General features: G+C 74.9%; 18 protein-coding genes. 5 read left to right on the plus strand and 13 right to left on the minus strand.

What is annotated here, in order from left to right:
* Positions 1–2: 2 nt before the first annotated feature.
* The 7 genes from NFS20_RS11475 to NFS20_RS11505 form a co-directional block, all read right to left on the minus strand.
* The gene (locus NFS20_RS11475; protein WP_251151924.1) at positions 3–677 is read right to left on the minus strand and encodes a YceI family protein; all 675 of its coding nucleotides are present in this window, start codon (positions 675–677) and stop codon (positions 3–5) included.
* Between the two features lie 105 nt (positions 678–782).
* Positions 783–1,196: a VOC family protein gene (locus NFS20_RS11480; RefSeq protein WP_251151925.1), complete on the minus strand. Its 414-nt coding sequence runs from the start codon at positions 1,194–1,196 to the stop codon at positions 783–785.
* 15 nt (positions 1,197–1,211) lie between these two features.
* Positions 1,212–1,994, minus strand: coding sequence for a deoxyribonuclease IV (locus NFS20_RS11485; protein ID WP_251151926.1), 783 nt, complete (start codon positions 1,992–1,994; stop codon positions 1,212–1,214).
* A gap of 38 nt (positions 1,995–2,032) precedes the next feature.
* The gene (locus tag NFS20_RS11490; RefSeq protein WP_251151927.1) at positions 2,033–2,284 is read right to left on the minus strand and encodes a hypothetical protein; all 252 of its coding nucleotides are present in this window, start codon (positions 2,282–2,284) and stop codon (positions 2,033–2,035) included.
* A 183-nt stretch (positions 2,285–2,467) separates the two neighbouring features.
* Positions 2,468–3,667, minus strand: a complete 1,200-nt coding sequence (locus tag NFS20_RS11495; protein WP_251151928.1) for an RDD family protein — start codon at positions 3,665–3,667, stop codon at positions 2,468–2,470.
* A gap of 91 nt (positions 3,668–3,758) precedes the next feature.
* Positions 3,759–4,094 carry a YnfA family protein gene (locus NFS20_RS11500; protein ID WP_251151929.1) on the minus strand — a complete coding sequence of 112 codons (336 nt, stop codon included), beginning with the start codon at positions 4,092–4,094 and terminating at the stop codon, positions 3,759–3,761.
* Positions 4,095–4,123: 29 nt separating this feature from the next.
* The gene (locus NFS20_RS11505; RefSeq protein WP_285821126.1) at positions 4,124–5,494 is read right to left on the minus strand and encodes an NAD(P)/FAD-dependent oxidoreductase; all 1,371 of its coding nucleotides are present in this window, start codon (positions 5,492–5,494) and stop codon (positions 4,124–4,126) included.
* Between the two features lie 61 nt (positions 5,495–5,555).
* Between NFS20_RS11505 and NFS20_RS11510 the strand changes: the two genes are divergently transcribed.
* Positions 5,556–6,044 carry an Lrp/AsnC family transcriptional regulator gene (locus NFS20_RS11510; protein ID WP_251151930.1) on the plus strand — a complete coding sequence of 163 codons (489 nt, stop codon included), beginning with the start codon at positions 5,556–5,558 and terminating at the stop codon, positions 6,042–6,044.
* A 43-nt stretch (positions 6,045–6,087) separates the two neighbouring features.
* A complete protein-coding gene (locus tag NFS20_RS11515) occupies positions 6,088–6,663 on the plus strand; it encodes a DUF4240 domain-containing protein (RefSeq protein WP_251151931.1) in 576 nt (191 codons plus the stop codon).
* Between the two features lie 10 nt (positions 6,664–6,673).
* On the opposite strand, the gene NFS20_RS11520 is transcribed toward NFS20_RS11515, so the two are convergent.
* From NFS20_RS11520 to NFS20_RS11530, 3 genes are all read right to left on the minus strand, one after another.
* Positions 6,674–8,080, minus strand: coding sequence for an FAD-binding oxidoreductase (locus NFS20_RS11520; protein ID WP_251151932.1), 1,407 nt, complete (start codon positions 8,078–8,080; stop codon positions 6,674–6,676).
* Positions 8,081–8,238: 158 nt separating this feature from the next.
* On the minus strand, positions 8,239–8,997 hold the full coding sequence (locus NFS20_RS11525) for a DUF8692 domain-containing protein (protein ID WP_251151933.1): 759 nt from the start codon (positions 8,995–8,997) through the stop codon (positions 8,239–8,241).
* A 10-nt stretch (positions 8,998–9,007) separates the two neighbouring features.
* Positions 9,008–10,057: a 5'-3' exonuclease gene (locus tag NFS20_RS11530; RefSeq protein WP_251151934.1), complete on the minus strand. Its 1,050-nt coding sequence runs from the start codon at positions 10,055–10,057 to the stop codon at positions 9,008–9,010.
* Between the two features lie 110 nt (positions 10,058–10,167).
* On the opposite strand from NFS20_RS11530, the gene NFS20_RS11535 reads away from it, so the two are divergent.
* The 3 genes from NFS20_RS11535 to NFS20_RS11545 all read left to right on the plus strand — a co-directional run bounded on the left by NFS20_RS11535 (position 10,168) and on the right by NFS20_RS11545 (position 12,654).
* Positions 10,168–10,545 carry a VOC family protein gene (locus NFS20_RS11535; RefSeq protein ID WP_251151935.1) on the plus strand — a complete coding sequence of 126 codons (378 nt, stop codon included), beginning with the start codon at positions 10,168–10,170 and terminating at the stop codon, positions 10,543–10,545.
* Between the two features lie 102 nt (positions 10,546–10,647).
* Positions 10,648–11,274: a hypothetical protein gene (locus NFS20_RS11540; RefSeq protein WP_251151936.1), complete on the plus strand. Its 627-nt coding sequence runs from the start codon at positions 10,648–10,650 to the stop codon at positions 11,272–11,274.
* A gap of 21 nt (positions 11,275–11,295) precedes the next feature.
* Entirely contained in the window at positions 11,296–12,654 is a 1,359-nt protein-coding gene (locus NFS20_RS11545; protein ID WP_251151937.1) for an ice-binding family protein, read from the plus strand.
* Positions 12,655–12,675: 21 nt separating this feature from the next.
* On the opposite strand, the gene NFS20_RS11550 is transcribed toward NFS20_RS11545, so the two are convergent.
* The 3 genes from NFS20_RS11550 to NFS20_RS11560 form a co-directional block, all read right to left on the minus strand.
* Positions 12,676–13,392, minus strand: a complete 717-nt coding sequence (locus NFS20_RS11550; protein WP_251151938.1) for a response regulator transcription factor — start codon at positions 13,390–13,392, stop codon at positions 12,676–12,678.
* Positions 13,389–15,473 carry a sensor histidine kinase gene (locus NFS20_RS11555; protein ID WP_251151939.1) on the minus strand — a complete coding sequence of 695 codons (2,085 nt, stop codon included), beginning with the start codon at positions 15,471–15,473 and terminating at the stop codon, positions 13,389–13,391. The genes NFS20_RS11550 and NFS20_RS11555 overlap by 4 nt, the downstream gene beginning before the upstream one ends.
* 170 nt (positions 15,474–15,643) lie before the next feature.
* A complete protein-coding gene (locus NFS20_RS11560; protein ID WP_251151940.1) occupies positions 15,644–16,336 on the minus strand; it encodes a hypothetical protein in 693 nt (230 codons plus the stop codon).
* Between the last annotated feature and the right edge of the window lie 130 nt (positions 16,337–16,466).

Below are 16,466 nucleotides of genomic sequence, written 5' to 3' on the forward strand. Positions count from 1 at the left end.
GCTCAGGACGCCTGGGTCAGGGCCAGGCTGAACTCGATGCTCCCGGTCTCCTCGACCTCGACGAACCCGAGGCTCGGCGCCTCGACGCCGAAGTCCGCGAACGTGATCGGCACCTCGCCGACGACCTGGACGTCGTCGCCCTCCGCGCCGATCTGCGCGTCGACCGTGACGGGCCGCGTGACGCCCCGGACCGTGAGGTCTCCCGCGAGCTCGACCGCGCCGGCCGCGTCGGGCACCTCGACGGGCTCCGTGAGCGCGAAGGTTGCGGTCGGGTGCTCCGCGACCTGGATCGCCGTGTCGCGGAAGTACGCGTCGCGGTTGGCGACGTCCGTCGCGACCGTCGTCATGTCGACGACGACCTCGGCGTCCGTGAGCGAACCGTCCGCGAGCGTCACGGAACCCGTGACGTCCTCCGTGCGGCCCGTGACCGTCACGTCCTCGCCGCGCAGGATCTCGTCGAGCCGGTACCCGGCGAACGACCCGGTGCCCACGTCCCACGTCCCGTCGAGCCCGGCGGCGTCGAGCGTGGACCCCGTGCCGGCATCGAGCGTGGGAGCGTCCGCAGCGCGGTCCTCCGACCAGTCGGCGTACAGGCCCGGACCGAACGCGACCGCGGCTCCTCCCAGCACGACCACCGCCGCGCCGACCCCCAGCAGGACCGTCGTCCTCGTGCGCACGTGAATCTCCCCTCCGTCGTGGCGCGTCGCGTCGGAGCGCGACGTCCTGTCACCCGGTAGACGGAACGGGGGGCCGTCCGGTTCGATCCGGGCGCGAGGAGATCCTCAGCCGAGCGGCCCGGTGAGGCAGAAGGGGTGGCCCTCCGGGTCGGCGTAGACCCGGAACGGGTCGTCCGGGTGGCCCTCCTCGGCAGGCGTCCCCGTGAGGGGCGTGGCGCCGCACGCGAGGGCGTGCTCGTGCGCGGCGTCCAGGTCGGGGACGTCGAGGTCGACGTGGACGCGTGCGCCGCCGGGCCACGGCCGGACCTCGGCGTCGGAGCGCTGGAACGCGAGCCGCGTCCCGTCCGTCCCGGGGACCGCGAGGGTCAGCCAGTCCTCGCCGTCGGGGTCGGGCGTCTCCTGGCCGGGCGTGTACTCCCAACCCGTGAGGCGGCGGTAGAAGTCGGCGAGGGCACGCGGGTCCCGTGCGTCGACCGTCACGTTGCGCAGAGGCATCGGCACCGGAGGGGTGGGCGTCATGTCGCTCATCGTGACTCAGCCCAGCTGCTCGCGCAGCCATGCGACGTCGGCGGGGACGTCGGCGTGCGTCTCGCACACGACGGACGTGCCCGCCGCCCGCACGACGCCGAGCAGGAGCTCGGGGTCGATCGTCCCGGTCGTGAGGCTCGCGTGGCGGTCGGCGCCCGATCCCGCCGTGTCGCGGCTGTTGTTGAGGTGCACGAGATCGACGCGACCCGTGATCGCGCGGACGTCGTCGACCGCGGACGCGAGGTCGATCCCGCCGGCCCACGCGTGGCACGTGTCGAGGCAGAAACCGACCTTCTCCGCGCCGTCGGCCTGCTGGACCGCGGCCCACAGGCCCTCGATGCGCTCGAGCCGGCGCGCCATCGAGAAGTCGCCGCCGGCGGTGTTCTCGATGTACACGGTGACGTCGGTCTGCAGCGCGTCGATCGCCTTGCGCCAGTTGTCGAACCCCTTCGCGGGGTCCTCCGCCGCGGTGACGTGGCCGCCGTGCACCACGACGCCCGTCGCACCGACCGCCGCCGCGCCCGTGACGATCTGCTGCAGCAGCTTGCGGCTCGGGATGCGGATCCGGTTGTTGGGGCTCGCGACGTTGATGACGTACGGCGCGTGGACCACGAGCTCGAGGTCGGCGGCCGCGGCGTCGGCCTTGAGGGCCTCCGCACCACCGGGATATGTGAACTCCGGTCCCTTCCACGACTGGGGGTCGCCGAGGAAGATCTGCGCGACGTCCGCGCCGATCCCGGCGGCCTGCGCGACGACGTCCGACTGGTCGAGGTGGGCTCCGATCCGCATGGGGACAACCTACGCGGCGGCGCCCACGTGGGCAGTGCTCAGCCGCGCGCCCCGCGGCGGATCATGTCACGACGGAGGTCGAGCAGCGCGGCGCGGGCCCGGCGACGGCGGTCGGCCGGGTCGACGGTCAGCTCGTCGCCGGGATTCGCCTGCCGGCGCGGCTCTCCCTGGACGTTGAGGCCGAGGTCGGGGAGCACCGTGCCCGACGCGCGGGTGCGGTGCACGGTGCGGGTCGTCACGGGGGCGTCGGTGGCGCCGGGTGAGGAGAAGAGCGGGCTGTGGTCGGGCACGAGGCCTCCCGGGGCCGTCGGGACGGGGAAGCCGCCACCGGGCGGCGCTGGTGCGCCGCCCGGCCGTGGCTGGTGCGCCGGACTCGAGGTCCGGCGCACCTCCATCGTGCGACCGCGACATTTCACCCGGTCGTCCGCCGCGTTTCGTGCGTGTTGCGATGCATCGTCCGCGACGAGAGACGGTCAGGACGGCCCGCGTCCGCCGCACGAGGCGACGGTCGCGCCGTCGATCCGGAGCGACGCGTCCCAGCGCCACGCCGGCTCGAGCGCGGCGACGGTCGACGCCGCCACGCGCACGGTCTCGAGGTCGCCCCCGTCCGGCGACCCGGACACCAGCACGTCGGTGACCGTGCCGTCGGCCTCGGGAGTCACCCGCACCGACGATGACCGTTCGAGGACCAGGACGCCGTCCCAGGTCGACAGCGTGAGCACGAGCTCGGCGTCGACGGGGACGCCCGTGGGCGCGCCGGGCGCCGGGGTGACGACGTACGTCGCCTCCAGCCCGTCGGCGTCGGCCGGTGCGAATGCCGGAGTGCCGGTCGGCGCTGCCGTCCGCGTCACGCCCCAGCGGGTCTCGGTCACGGGGACGGTCCACGACACGATCCCGACGTGCTCGAACCGGAGGGGCGCCGTCGAGGCACCCGGTTCCACCAGGGGCGTGCACTCGGACTGCCAGACGTCACCTCCCACGATGGTCGCCGGGGTGAGCGCGAACGCTGACGCCGTGACGCACACGAGCGTCGCGCTCGCCGTGACGACGGTCGAGGCGCGCCGACCGCGCCGGCCGGGTGCGCCGTCGGGCCCGCGAGTTCCCCAGCGCGCCCGGAGCGCCGCGACCCAGGGATGGGGCGACGGTGCGTCGGCCGACAGCACCACGACCGTGTGCAGCAGCGAGTCGGCGAACGTCTTGCGCTGCGCGTTCCACAGCGGCCGGAGGAAGCCGATGAGCAGGATGGCGTCGAGGACGTGCGCGACCCAGCGCAGCACCGTGGCGAGCAGCCCCGCCGGGCGGCCGGTCTCGTCGCGGACCACGACGATCCCGACCGTGCGCTTGCCCGGTGTCCATCCGGCGTACGCCTGGAGAAGGGCGAACGCGATGGCCGTGGCGACGAGCCAACCGCTGTCGGTGACAGTGACACCCGGGTCGTCGCTCGACGGGACGCTGATCCCCGGCAGTATCGACGGGACCCCCACCGGACCGACCGCCAGGAACGTCACCGCGGACACGACCGCCGCGTCCAGCAGGTAGGCGAAGACCCGTCGCCCCCAGCTCGCGTACGGCGGCTGCGCGGGGTCCGGCCCCAGGCCCGGCAGCGTCGTCTCGATCTGCCCGGTCCCGGCGTCGTGCGCCGGCCCCCTGCCGGTGGGAACGTCGATGGTCACGCGCCGATCCTGGCAGACGGGCAGGCGCGCGTCACCCGTCCTGGGACGGTGAGCGGGGCGCTGCGACCGCAGGACCGCGCGCCGGCGACGGTCACGCAGGCCGCGGTGCGTACATGATCATCCCGACGCCCACCAGGCACACGAGCGCGCCCGCGACGTCCCAGCGGTCGGGGCGGAACCCGTCGACGACCATGCCCCAGACGAGCGACCCGGCGACGAACACGCCGCCGTACGCCGCGAGGATCCGGCCGAAGCTCGCGTCCGGCTGGAGCGTCGCGACGACGCCGTAGAGTCCCAGCGCCACTACGCCGGCCCCGATCCACAGCCAGCCCCGGTGCTCCCGCACGCCCTGCCACACGAGCCATGCGCCACCGATCTCGAGCAGCGCGGCGAGGACGAACAGCGGGATCGAGCGCGCGAGGTCCATGGGGGTCAGCGTAGGGACCGGCGCGGGGGTCAGCGCAGCGGGTCGAACGGGCGGATCTCGTCGGGCACACGGCCGGTGACGACCTGCTCGGCGAGCGCTCTGCCCGTCGCCGGACCGAGCACGATCCCCCACATGCCGTGCCCGCCTGCGACGAAGACGCCGGGTGCACGCGTCGCCCCCACGAGCGGCAGGCCGTCGGGCGTCACGGGCCGCGACCCCACCCACTCGTCGTGGCGCTCGTCCAGGTCGACGCCCTGGAACAGGTGCCGGACGGACGCGAGGATCGCCTCGACGCGCCGTGGCTGGAACGGCTCGTCGGGTCCGCGGAACTCCATGGTCCCGGCGACGCGGAGCCGCCCCTGGTACGGCGTGCACGCGACGCGGCGCGCGGGCAGGTAGAGCGGCTGCTCCACGGCCTCGTCGGTCTTCACGGTGAACGAGTACCCACGCCCCGCCTGCACGCGCGTGCGCACGCCGAGCGGGGCCGCGAGCCGGGGCAGCCACGCTCCCGTCGCGAGGACGACGGCGTCCGCGTCGACCACGGACTCGCCGTCGGGCCCGACGACGCGCAGCGACACCCCGGACCGGTCGCCGCCGCCGGTGGCCCGGCGCGGGCGGACGGCGCGCACGTCGGCGCCCGTGACGACGCGACCGCCGCGCGCCCGGACGGAGTCGGCGAGCGCGTGGACGAACGGTCCCGGCTCGAGGAAGCGCTGGCCCTCCAGGGCGAGCACGGTCGTCACGCGGTCGGTGAGCTGCGGCGCTCGCTCGCCCGCCTCGACACGACGGACCGGGACGTGCTGTCCTGCGGCGGCGACGTGCTCGAGCTCGCGCAGGAACGGGCGCGCCTCCCGCTCGTGCTCGAACGCGATGGTGAACGGCCCCGGCGTCGTGCGAGCACCGACGGCACCGACGGCACCGACGGCATGGTCGGCGCGGCCGGCCGCACCGCCCGCGGCGAGCTCGTCGAACGCGTCGAGCGCGACGCGGTCGATCGGCGTGAGCGCCGCCATCGCCCGGTCCCAGCGACGCTGCGTCGCGTGGGACATGAATCGGGCGAGGAAGGCCCACAGGCGCGGGTCGAACCGCAGCGGCACGTGCAGCGGGGCGGCGGGGTCGAGGAGGGCGCGCGGACCGTACGTCCACAGCGACGGGTCGGCGAGCGGCATCGCCATGCCGGGCGTGAGCCAGCCCGCGTTGCCCCACGACGACCCCGCGGCGACGCCCTCGCGGTCGAGGACGGTCACCTCGACGCCCCGCTCCTGGAGGTGCCAGGCCGTCGCGAGGCCGACCATCCCGGCGCCGACGACGACGGCGGTCCGCGAGGCGGGCGTGTGGCTGGTGCGCGACGGGGTGGTGTCGCACGGACTCAGCGTGGTCGATCGTTCGGTGCCGGACAAGATCTGCCGAAGGGTGTTCGGTAGAGTCGGCCTGCGAGGCGCCGACGTTCTGGAGGGTGCGATGAGGGGCACGGTAGGACCGAAGGATCTTCGACCCGTCCGCGGACCGGCCGAGCTGGACGAGACCGACCTCCGCATCCTCGACGTCCTCACGACGGACGCTCGCGTGACGAACGCCGCGATCGCCGCGCAGGTCGGCATCGCGCCGTCGACGTGCCACGCGCGCGTGCGCTCGCTCGTGGAGCGCGGCGTCGTCCGCGGGTTCCGCGCCGACGTCGACCCGGCAGCGCTCGGGCGCGGGCTCCAGGCCCTCATCGCGATCCGCCTCCAGGCCGGTGCGCGCAAGGGTCTCGAGGCGTTCCGGGACTACCTGCTCACGCTGCCGGACGTCGAGGGCGTCTTCTTCGTCACGGGCGACCGCGACTTCCTCCTGCACGTCGCGGTCGCCGACTCCGACGCCCTGCGGGACCTCGTGTCGAGGACGCTGAGCGTCCGGCCGGAGGTCGCCGGCACGAGCACGACGGTGATCTTCGAGCACGCCCGTCCCTGAGCGGCGTCGCGAGGTGTGGGTGCCCCGCACTACCTTCCCCGCCATGGACCACGACACGTTCTGGGCGCTCGTCGACGAGGCCCGCAGCCGTGCCGGCGCAGGCGCGGACGACCGCGGCGCCGACGACGACCCGCTCCCCGACGCCCTGACCGGCCTGCTCGTCGAGAGGCTCGGCGCGGACGGGATCCTCGCGTTCGCCGCCGCCGCCGACGACGTGACGGACGCCGCTTACGGGTGGACGGTGTGGGGCGCCGCGTACCTCGTCGAGGGCGGGTGCAGCGACGACGGCTTCATGGACTTCCGAGACGGGTTGATCCTCGCGGGTCGCGGGACGTTCGAGCGGGTGGTCGCCGACCCGGACTCCCTTGCCGACCACCCGACGGTCGCCGCGATGGCGGGCGGCGGGCCGGCATGGTTCGGGTTCGAGTCGCTCGACGGGCTGGTCGGCGACGCGTGGTCCCGGGCGACGGGGGAGGACGACGAGGCGTACTACGCCGCGCGCGACGCCTCGTCCCACGAGGGCTCCAGCTCGGAACCGTGGGGCGAGAGCTGGGACTTCGACGACGACGGCGAGAACGCCCGTCGGTTGCCCCGGCTCACCGCGCTCTTCCAGGCCTGAGCGTCGAGCGTCACGAGCCGAACGGGAACCTCCCCGCCGGGTCGTACGCAGCGCGCACCGACCGCAGCCGCGCGGCCGTCTCCGGTGACCACGCGCGGGACAGGGTCTCGTCCGTCCACGGCCCGGGGAGGAAGTTGACGTTCGTCTCGGTCGCCGCCCACGGCGCCGACCACTGCGCGAGAGCGGCGGCGCTCGCCACCATGTCCGGCACGCGCGGAGGGTTCACACCGACGAGGCCCAGCAGGTACCCGGCGGTCCGGCCGCCGGCGGCCGACCCGCCCTCGACGTCGCGCGTCGCCGCGCCGCCGAGATGGCGCACCTCCGCGGCGAGGAACGGCGACGAGCTCGACGGCCCGTACTCGGCGAGGAAGCGCGCCACGAACGCGTCGTCGAGCGTCCGCAGCGCCGCGCCGGAGACCCACGACGGCCCGGCGTCCTCCGGGTCGGCATGGATCGACGCGACGGCGGTCGTCGGGATCGTCGTGATCGTGTCGGCCAGCGCGGGTGCGAGTGCGCGCAACGGCGCGGCGAGCCGCTCGCCCTCCGCGGCGTCGCCCGGGAAGGCGAAGCGGAGCGTGAGGACGTTCTTCCCGCGCAGCGGCTCCGGGATGAACGGCAGGTCCGGCAGGGCGAGCAGGACCACGGACGTCGAGACGTCGTCGGGGGCCGTCGCCGTCCAGGCCGCCCAGCCGCGGAACACGTCCTCGACGTGCTCGACGTCGAACGTCAGCGAGCCCGCGTAGAGGGACGCGAGCGGCGCGAGCTCGAGGTCGAGCCGGGTGACGACCCCGAGACCGCCCTTGCCACCACGCAGCGCCCAGAAGAGATCGGGCTCGGAGCCGGCGTCCGTGTCGACGACCGATCCGTCGGCGAGGACGACCCGGAAACCGCGCACCCAGTCCGTCGTGAGGCCGTGGCTGCGCACGAGCGGCCCGAACCCACCGCCGAGCGTGTAGCCGACGACGCCCACGTGCGTCGACGAGCCGGTGACCGGCGCGAGGCCGTGCTCGCCCGCCGCGTCGACCACGGCCTGCCAGCGCGTGCCGGCGCCGATCCGGGCGACGCGGGTCGCCGGGTCCACCTCGACGCCGGCCAGGCCCTCGGTCGCGACGACGACGCCGTCGGTCACGGGCCACGCGGCACCGTGCCCGGTCGCGTGCAGTCGGACCGGCAGGTCGTGGGCGGACGCGAACCGGACCGCCTCGACGACGTCGGCCTCCGTGTCCGCGACGACCACGACGGCCGGGTCGTGCACGACGAGCGTGCTGTGCGCGGCGACGGCCTCCGCCGCGGACGGGCCGCCGTCGGCCTCGCCCCGGACGAGGACCACGCCGGTGACGCGCGTGCGGAGGTCCGCGACGGCGTCGGGCGACGGGGTGGTCGTGGTGGCGGTCTCGGTGGGCGTGCTCTCGGGCATGGTGTTCCCCTCGGCTCCTGGCGGATCTCGTGGCGCCGGGTCGGCGTCACCCCCCTCTGACGTGCGGGAGGCGCAGGATGTGACACGCGGCCGCACGAGGTAGAGGGAGGGGGGACGAGGGCGTTCGTGCCACGTCCGAGGGATGAAGTGTCCCGAGGTCAGCGTGCGGCGACCGGGTGCGTGGTGTCCCGGCTCGGTATGTCCTGCCGGACCCCGGCGAGGCGGGCGAGACGCCGCCCGAGCTGCGGGCGGTGACCTGTGACCGCCACGGCGAAGAGGAAGGTGACGACCAGGCTCATGACGACGAGCTCGCCCCCGTCCTCGATCGTCGTGAGCACGAGGTCGAGCGTCACGATGCCCAGGAGCGCGCTGTGCACGGCGTCGATCACGACGCCGAACAGGACGAGCACACCGAAGAGCACCATGAGCATCGCCGAGACCGCGCGCCACTCCGACGACGCCCGGGCGTGCGCCACGCCCACGACGACGACGGCGACGACGCCGACCGCGGCCATCCACACCATCTCGCCGACATGGGTGCTCATCGCTCCGAGCTCCGGCAACCTGCTCCCGATGACCACGCCGTAGTGCTCGTGCAGCTGGAGCCAGTCGTCGGCGAGGAAGTACCCGCACACGAGGGCCCACGCGCCGAGCACCGCCGTGCGGGCTCGAACGGCCAGCAGCAGCGCGAGGGCGCCCGCCCACAGGGTGTGCACGTACTGGAAGAACTCGCCGTAACCGCGGTCGATGCCGAGGTCGAACGTGTACCCGGACGGCTCTCCCACCGTCTTGAGGGAGACATGGAGCGCGATGAGCGTCAGGTCGGCCAGCAGCAGCAGGCCGAGCAGACCCGCTGCCGAACGGTCCCGAAGACCGAGTGCGCTCGTGACGGGACGGTCATTCTCACGGTGGGCCATCGGGTCGTCCTCACGTCGCGTACGTCGGTCGCGGGCCGGCCTGGTTCCCCAGGGCGTCGAGCACGCGCTGCACGGACGACCCCAGGCCCCAGCGCTCGGTGAGGGTCTCGAGCGCCCCGGGGTCGGCGGGCGTGGCGGGGAGCGCGTCGTCGACGTCGCCCACGGGGGCGTCGCGCGCGACCTGGACCACCAGGGGGGCGACGGCGAGGTAGTCGGCCGCCTCGGTGAGCCGACGGCGCTGGGTCGCGGTGAGCCCGCCGTCGCCCGCGTCGCGCGCGGCGAGCACCCCGGCGAGGTCGCCGAACCGGTCGAGCAGCGCGACGGCGGTCTTCTCGCCGATGCCCGGGACGCCCGGGAGCCCGTCGCTCGGGTCGCCGCGCAGCACGGCCATGTCCGCGTACGCCGCCCCCGACGGCAGCCCGTAGCGCTCGGCGAGCCGCGCCTGGTCGACGACGTCGAGGTTCCGCACGCCCTTCGTCGGGTAGAGGATGCGCACGCCCGCGGCGTCGTCGACGAGCTGGAACAGGTCCCGGTCGCCCGTGACCACCTCGACGCGGGCGCGGTCGGTGCGGCCGACGGGCGCCGTCGGGGTCCCGCCCGACGCGGCGGCGCGCGCGACCTCGCGTGCGGTGAGCGTGCCGATGACGTCGTCCGCCTCGTAGCCGGGGGAGCCGACGCGCGCGATCCCCAGCGCGGCGAGCACCTCGACGATCACGGGGACCTGGGCGAGCAGCTTCTCGGGGACCTCCTCGACGCCCGTCGTGCCCGGCTCCTCGCGCGCGACCCGGTGCGCCTTGTACGACGGGATCGCCTCGACGCGGAACGCCGGCCGCCAGTCGTCGTCCCAGCACGCGACGAGCCGCGAGGGGCGCCGGTCGGCGACGAGCGTCGCGATCATGTCGAGCAGGCCCCGGACCGCGTTGACGGGCGTGCCGTCGGGCGCCTTGATCGAGTCGGGCACGCCGAAGAACGCCCGGAAGTACAGGCTCGCGGTGTCCAGGAGGAGGAGGTCCGTGCCTGGCGGTGTCGGCTCCGCGGTGCTCTCCGTGCTCTCGGTCATGCGGCCATCCTGCCGCACTCCACCGACGCCGCGCCGATGAGCGAGCGGCGTCCCGGCGGTCGACCCTGGGAGAGCCGGCACCCGAGCCGGCCCGTGCACCAGGAGGCACCATGCTCGACAAGGCGTTCAGCGGGTTCTCGGTCGACGACGTCGGCGCGGCCCAGGGCTTCTACGGCGACGTGCTCGGGCTGCCCGTCCGGGGTGACGACATGCTCTGGCTCGACGTGCCCGGCACGACGGGGGTCCTCGTGTACCCGAAGGGCGAGGCGCACGAGCCGGCGTCGTACACAGTCCTCAACTTCCCCGTGCGCGACGTGCCCGCCACGGTCGCGGCGCTGCGCGAGCGCGGTGTCGCGTTCGAGCGGTACGAGGGCACGCCCGTCGAGACGGACGACGACTTCGTCTTCCGCGGCGGCGGCCCGCTCATCGCGTGGTTCCGCGACCCGGCGGGCAACGTGCTGTCGGTGATCCAGGACGACGACGCGTAGGCGCGGGTCACCTGCAGGGATGCAGGACCGGTCGAGAGACACGTAGCCTGGGGCCCGACAGGTCGCCGCAGGGGGCGGTGACCTCGAGCAGGGGGGCCTCTCATGTCAGTTCCTTCGTCGCGCCTTCGGCGCGCATCAGCACTCGCGGTCGTCCCGGTCGCCGTCCTCGCGGCCGGTGCACTGGTGTGGCAGAGCTCGACCGCAGCGTTCACCGCGACCACACGCAACGCGGGCAACTCGTGGAGCACCGGACAGGTGGTGCTGACCGACGACGACGCCGGTCGCGCGGGTTTCACCGAAGCGAACCTCGTCCCGGGCGAGACCGGGCAGCGGTGCATCGTGGTGACGTCCGGGTCGAACGTGGCCGGCGAGGTCCGCGCCTACATGGAGAACCTGTCGACGTCGGCGCAGGGCCTGGAGAACTACATCGAGTTCCAGGTCGAGCGGGGCACCGGCGGGTCGTTCGAGAGCTGCGACGGATTCGAGCCGGTCCCCGGCGCGCTGCCGCCCGCCTCGCTCGTCGACCTGGTGGCGAACAACTACGACTACGCGACCGGCGGGGCCGCCTGGGAGACGACGGGGACACCCGGCGAGTCGATGACCTACCGCGGCACGTGGACCTTCGACACCACGGGACTGACCCAGCAGCAGGTCGACGCGCTGCAGGGCGCGCAGGTCTCGGTCGACCTCGTGTGGGAGCTGCAGAGCGACGAGGCGCCCACGACCTGAGCCTGACCCGCGTCCGGACCGGTGCACCGCAGTCTCCGCTCCGCCGTCCCGGCGGCCTTCTCCCGGGACGGCTGGGCGGCGCTGTGCCTGGGCGTCCTGGCCGAGGTGTTCCTCGTCCTGACGCTCGCGCTCACGACGGTCTCACTCGTGCCTCTCGCCTTCGGCTGGCATGGGTCCGTCGTCCAGACCGGGTCGATGCGACCGCACATCGACCCGGGAGATCTCGTCCTCCTGACCGATCTCCCGACCGACTCGCCCGTCCCGGTGGGTGGCGTGGTGCAGTTCCGCACGCCCGCAGCCGCCGAGCCGAGCGGGGAGAGCGGGTCCCGGCTCCACCGCATCGTCGCGTCCGGGGAGGAGGAGGGCCGGTGGGTCACCGCGGGTGACGCGAACCCGACGGTCGACAGCAACCAGATCACGCGGAACCAGATCACCGGGCAGGCGCGACTGCTCGTGCCCTGGGTCGGCCTGCCCAGCCTGTGGATCGCGCACGGCAGGCTCGGGCTCGTGGCGCTGTGGGGCATCGTGACGCTCGCGGCGTTCCTCGTCGTCGCCTGGTGGTGGCCCGAGCGCGTCCCACGACCCGGCGCCCGCCCGAACACGACGTCGTCCCCGTCGACGCCGGGTGGGCCCAGCCGCCGCTCGGCGTTGGCCGCGCTCGTGGTGCTGGGGCTCGGTGCCGTGGTGACCGCACGGGGGGAGCCGGTGACGGCCGCGTTCACGGCGCGCACCGTCAGCACGGGCAACACGTTCCGCGTGGCGACCGCCGCTCCGCTCCGGCTCGGGCGCGCCGCCACCTACACCGTCCTCGCCGCCACGCGCGTCGCGAACCAGGCGTTCCTCGGCATCGGCAGCTCCATCACCGGCGACGTGGCGGTCTCGCCCGGCTCCACGGTCTCGGGCTTCTGGCCCTGGGACGTCTCCGGAACCATCGAGCGGAACACGGTGGCAGCCCGCAACGCGCGCGACGACGCGCTCGCCCTCGCCGCCGCGATCGACGCCCGCGCCACGACGGTCAACCTGCCGGCGACCGTGACCGGGACGTTCTACCCCGGCGTCGGGCGACGCTCCGGTGCCGTCCAGATCACGCAGACGCTCACGCTCGACGCGCGAGGCGACACGAGCGCCGTCTTCGTCCTCTCCGCGACGGCGATCACGCTCGCCGCCAGCGCACGCGTCGTCCTGCGGAACGGCGCGTCCGCGGATCGCGTCTTCTTCCGCGGCACCTCGGGCATCACCATCTCCGACACCGCGACCGCTCGGGGCACGTTCCTCGCCGACGGCGACATATCGCTCGGACGCGACGCGGCCCTCACGGGCAGGGCCCAGTCGCTGCACGGCGCGGTGGTCCTGACGCGCGCGACGGTGGCGCACCCGTGACCCTCCGCGCCCGGCCGGCGGTCAGGTCCGACCGAGCCCTTCCTCGCGCGCGACGACGATCGCCGCCGAGCGGTCGCGCGCCCCGAGCTTGGTGAGGACGTTCGTCACGTGGTTGCGGACGGTCTTGGGGCTCAGCACGAGCCGCCGCGAGATCGCGGTGTTGTCGAGCCCGGCCGCGACGAGGTCGAGCACCTCGCGCTCGCGGTCGGTGAGCTGCGGGAACGGCACGCGCACGGACGACCGTCCGCCGACGACGTACGCCATCGCGCGGTCGGCGACCGCCGGGCCGAGGATCATCGCGCCGTCGGCGACGGCACGGACCGCGCGCTCGATCTCGACAGGGCTCGCGGACTTCACGAGGTACCCGCGTGCGCCCGCGCGGACGGCCGCGACGACGACGTCCGCGTCCTCGTGCATCGTCACGACGAGCACCCGGACCTCCGGGCGAGCGCGCACGAGCTCGCGCGTCACCTCGACGCCGGACCCGTCGCCGAGGTCGACGTCCATGAGCACGACGTCGGCCGTCACCTCAGGCCGACCGGATGCGCCGGGCACACCTGCCGCCTGACCGTCGTACCGCGCGTCGTCGGGCGGCGCGGCGAGCCCCAGCACGGTGCGCGCCTCGGCGGCGCCGGCCGCGTGCCCGACCACACGCACGCCGTCGAGCGAGTCGAGCAGCGCGACGAGCCCGAGCCGGAACACGGGGTGGTCGTCGACCACGACGACGTCGATGCTCACGGCACGACCTCCCCGGCGACGATCCCCGCAGCGGCGGTGCTGCCGGCGACGGTGCGACCGGCGGGGGCGTGTCCCACGACGGCGCGGCCCGGCTCCAGCGGCAGGACGGCGCGGACGCGCGTCCCCGGCCGGGCGCCGTCGGGCGTCGCGGTGGTCACGGCCACGCTCCCGCCGAGCTCCTCCGCACGCTCCCGCACGGACCGTGAACCCACGCCGGGCCGGGCGCCGGGCGCGATCCCGACGCCCTGGTCCTCGACCGTGACGACGAGGTCGTCGTCGCGCACCACGACCTCGAGGCGGCACTCGTCGACGCCCGCGTACCGCGCCGCGTTGACGACGGACTCGCTCGCGATCGCGTACGCGGCGGCCGCGACGCGGGAGTCGAGACCGGCGCACGGGTCGCACCGCACGTCGACGACGAACCCGGCCACGGCCTGGCGTCCGGCGAGCTCGCCGAGCGCGGCCTCGAGCCCGAGGTCGTCGAGCGACGGCGGCAGGAGGCTGCGCGAGAGGGCGCGCACGTCCTCGACGCGCTGCCCGGCCTCGGCGCCGAGCGCGTCGAGGATCGCTGCCGCGGCCGCCGGGTCGGTCTCCAGCACGTTGCGCGCGCCCTGCAGGCCGAGGCGCAGCCCGGTGAGCCAGGGCCCGACGCCGTCGTGCAGCTCGCGCCGGATGACGCGCCGCTCGGCGAGCCGGGCGCGCGTCGTCGCGTCGCGCGCGGCCTCGAGCTCGCGCGCGCCCTGCGCGAGCGCGAGCCCGGCACCGAGAACGGGCAGGAGCTGGTCGAGCGCGTCGTCCGTCCGCGCGTCGAGCCGCTCGCCGGCGCGGGGCACGACGTGCACCCGGCCGATCACCCGGCCACCGTGCTCGATCGACCGGACGGCAGCGCGCCGGCCGGCGTCGGCAGGGTCGCCGGGACCGGAACCGGAACCGGATCCGGATCCGGAGCCGGAGCGGGCGACGGTCGTGACGGGCCACTCGATCGTCACCGACTCGAGCCGCAGCGCCTCGCGCACGCCGCTCGCGAGGCCCGCGACCAGCTCGTCGGCGGTCGACGCTGCCGTCAGGCGGCGTCCCACGCTCAGCGCCGCGCGGCCCGGGTCGCGGCCGTCGCCGTACACGAGCACGCGCACCCGACGTCGCAGCCACGCGTGCAGGGGCTGGACCACGAGCGCGACGCCCACCGCGGCGACGACCTGCGCCGCCGGGCCGTCGACCACGGTCGCGGCCACGACGACCACCGCGCCGTAGACGACCGCGAGCCCGACGGCGAGCATCGCGGCGATCGTCGCGCGCGACAGCACGAGGTCGATGCCCCAGAGCCGGTTCCGCAGCACGCACACGAGGATCGCGGCGGGGAACATCGCCTGGCACGCGAGGTGCGTGAGGGGCAGCGCGAGGATCACGTCCGGGTTCGCCCACCTGCCCAGCAACGGGAGGAACGAGAGCGCCATGAGGGCCGTCCCGAGCGCGAGGAGCCCGAGCCCGCGCCGGTCCTCCACCGGTCCGCGGCGCCACCGCCACGCCGTCGCGCCCGCGGTGACGAGCCCGACGACCACGACGACGGCGATCGCGGGTCGCGGGTCGTCGGTGGGGGCGAGGAGGAAGTACCCGATCGACGCGGCGCCGGCGGCCACGCCGCACCAGCTGCCGATCCCGAGGCGCCCCGAGCGCACGAACCACGGCACGAGGACGAACAGGCCGATCGTCCCCGGGACCCAGGCCCAGCCGTAGGCGTCGGCGAGCGGGGTGAGCGGGGGGAGCGCCGGATGGGTCGACGCGTAGCTGCGCCAGCCGCCGCCCAGCGCGGCGACGCCCCCGCCGACGGCGGCGACGGCGGTGAGCCACCCGACGACGTGCGGCCGGCGCGCGAGGATCACCGCGGCGACCGTGCCGTAGACGATCGCGACCGTCGCGTCGACGACGACGAACAGCAGGTCGCCGAGGAGCAGCGGGACTCCCGACGTGAGCTGCAGCAGGAGCGCGGACGTGCCGAGGAGCCAGGCGAGAGCTCCCACGGCTCCGCCGAGGAACCAGCGCGTGCGGGGCATCCCGGCGCGGCCGGGCCCAGGACCGGCCACGAGCCCACGGTAGGGCCGCGGCATGGGCGGCGACCAGACCTCGGCGGGGAGATCACCCGGCGTCGGGCGTCGCCGAGATCGGCCCTCCGGCCCGAGATCGGCACGAGGAGCCGCCGATCTCGGGCCGAGCTGCCGCACTCGACGCGTCCTGCCGATCTCGCTCGGGGTGCTCAGCGCCGGTCCCCGAGCGCGAAGCCGAGCGCGGTGACGACGAGCCACACCGGCCCGACGAAGCCGGCCATGTACTGCAGCGGCGAGATGCCCGTGAGGAGCGTGAGCCCACCGAGCACGACACCGACCACGCCGATCCACCGCGGGGCCGCGCCGTGCCGCAGCGCCGCGACGCCGAGCGCGACGCCGGTCACGCCCGCGCCGACCCACAGCCACGGGATGGTGGCGACCCAGTCGCTGTAGAACGCGCCGGACTCCGGGACGATGAGGTCGGGCTCGGCGAACCCGAACATGAACTGCGTGTCCAGGCCGGAGCCGAGCAGGCCCGCGACGGACACGAGCACGAGCCCCCACCCGGCGACCGTCGGCAGGAGCGAGCCCGCAGGGGCCTGGGCGTCGAGGCGCCGGCGCAGGCCTGCGGCGAACACCAGCACGAGCAGCGCGCACACGATCGTCGCGGTGTGGAAGACGAGCATCGTCCCCGTGCGGCCGGCGAGGTCCGCGACGATCGCGTCGGCGTCCCCGGCGGTCTCCTCCCAGTTCTGGCCGAGCCGCATGGAAGACTCCATCGACACGAGGCCGAGGATCCCGGCGGCCAGCCCGGTCCACGCCCACGCGCGGGGCGTCGTGCGCGGTCGGCGTGGCGTGGTCGCCCCGAGGGGCGACGGTGCGGTGAGCGATCCGTCCTGCATGGAAGTTCCTCCCTGGTCCGGCGCGACCCTCGTCGCGCCACGGTGCTGACCGGGGAAGACTCGTGCGGGGAGCGTCCCGGGTCCCAGGGACCGGCGTCCCGACCTTCCGGGCGATCCGGTCGGACGACCT

The organism is Cellulosimicrobium sp. Marseille-Q4280, assembly GCF_943181405.1.
Taxonomy (GTDB): Bacteria; Actinomycetota; Actinomycetes; order Actinomycetales; family Cellulomonadaceae; genus Cellulosimicrobium.

Coding starts and splice junctions, on each gene's coding strand:
- NFS20_RS11480 (WP_251151925.1), bottom strand. CDS start 1,196: ATGACGCCCACCCCTCCGGTGCCGATGCCTCTGCGCAACGTGACGGTC.
- NFS20_RS11485 (WP_251151926.1), bottom strand. CDS start 1,994: ATGCGGATCGGAGCCCACCTCGACCAGTCGGACGTCGTCGCGCAGGCC.
- NFS20_RS11500 (WP_251151929.1), bottom strand. CDS start 4,094: ATGGACCTCGCGCGCTCGATCCCGCTGTTCGTCCTCGCCGCGCTGCTC.
- NFS20_RS11510 (WP_251151930.1), top strand. CDS start 5,556: ATGAGGGGCACGGTAGGACCGAAGGATCTTCGACCCGTCCGCGGACCG.
- NFS20_RS11515 (WP_251151931.1), top strand. CDS start 6,088: ATGGACCACGACACGTTCTGGGCGCTCGTCGACGAGGCCCGCAGCCGT.
- NFS20_RS11520 (WP_251151932.1), bottom strand. CDS start 8,080: ATGCCCGAGAGCACGCCCACCGAGACCGCCACCACGACCACCCCGTCG.
- NFS20_RS11525 (WP_251151933.1), bottom strand. CDS start 8,997: ATGGCCCACCGTGAGAATGACCGTCCCGTCACGAGCGCACTCGGTCTT.
- NFS20_RS11530 (WP_251151934.1), bottom strand. CDS start 10,057: ATGACCGAGAGCACGGAGAGCACCGCGGAGCCGACACCGCCAGGCACG.
- NFS20_RS11535 (WP_251151935.1), top strand. CDS start 10,168: ATGCTCGACAAGGCGTTCAGCGGGTTCTCGGTCGACGACGTCGGCGCG.
- NFS20_RS11540 (WP_251151936.1), top strand. CDS start 10,648: ATGTCAGTTCCTTCGTCGCGCCTTCGGCGCGCATCAGCACTCGCGGTC.
- NFS20_RS11560 (WP_251151940.1), bottom strand. CDS start 16,336: ATGCAGGACGGATCGCTCACCGCACCGTCGCCCCTCGGGGCGACCACG.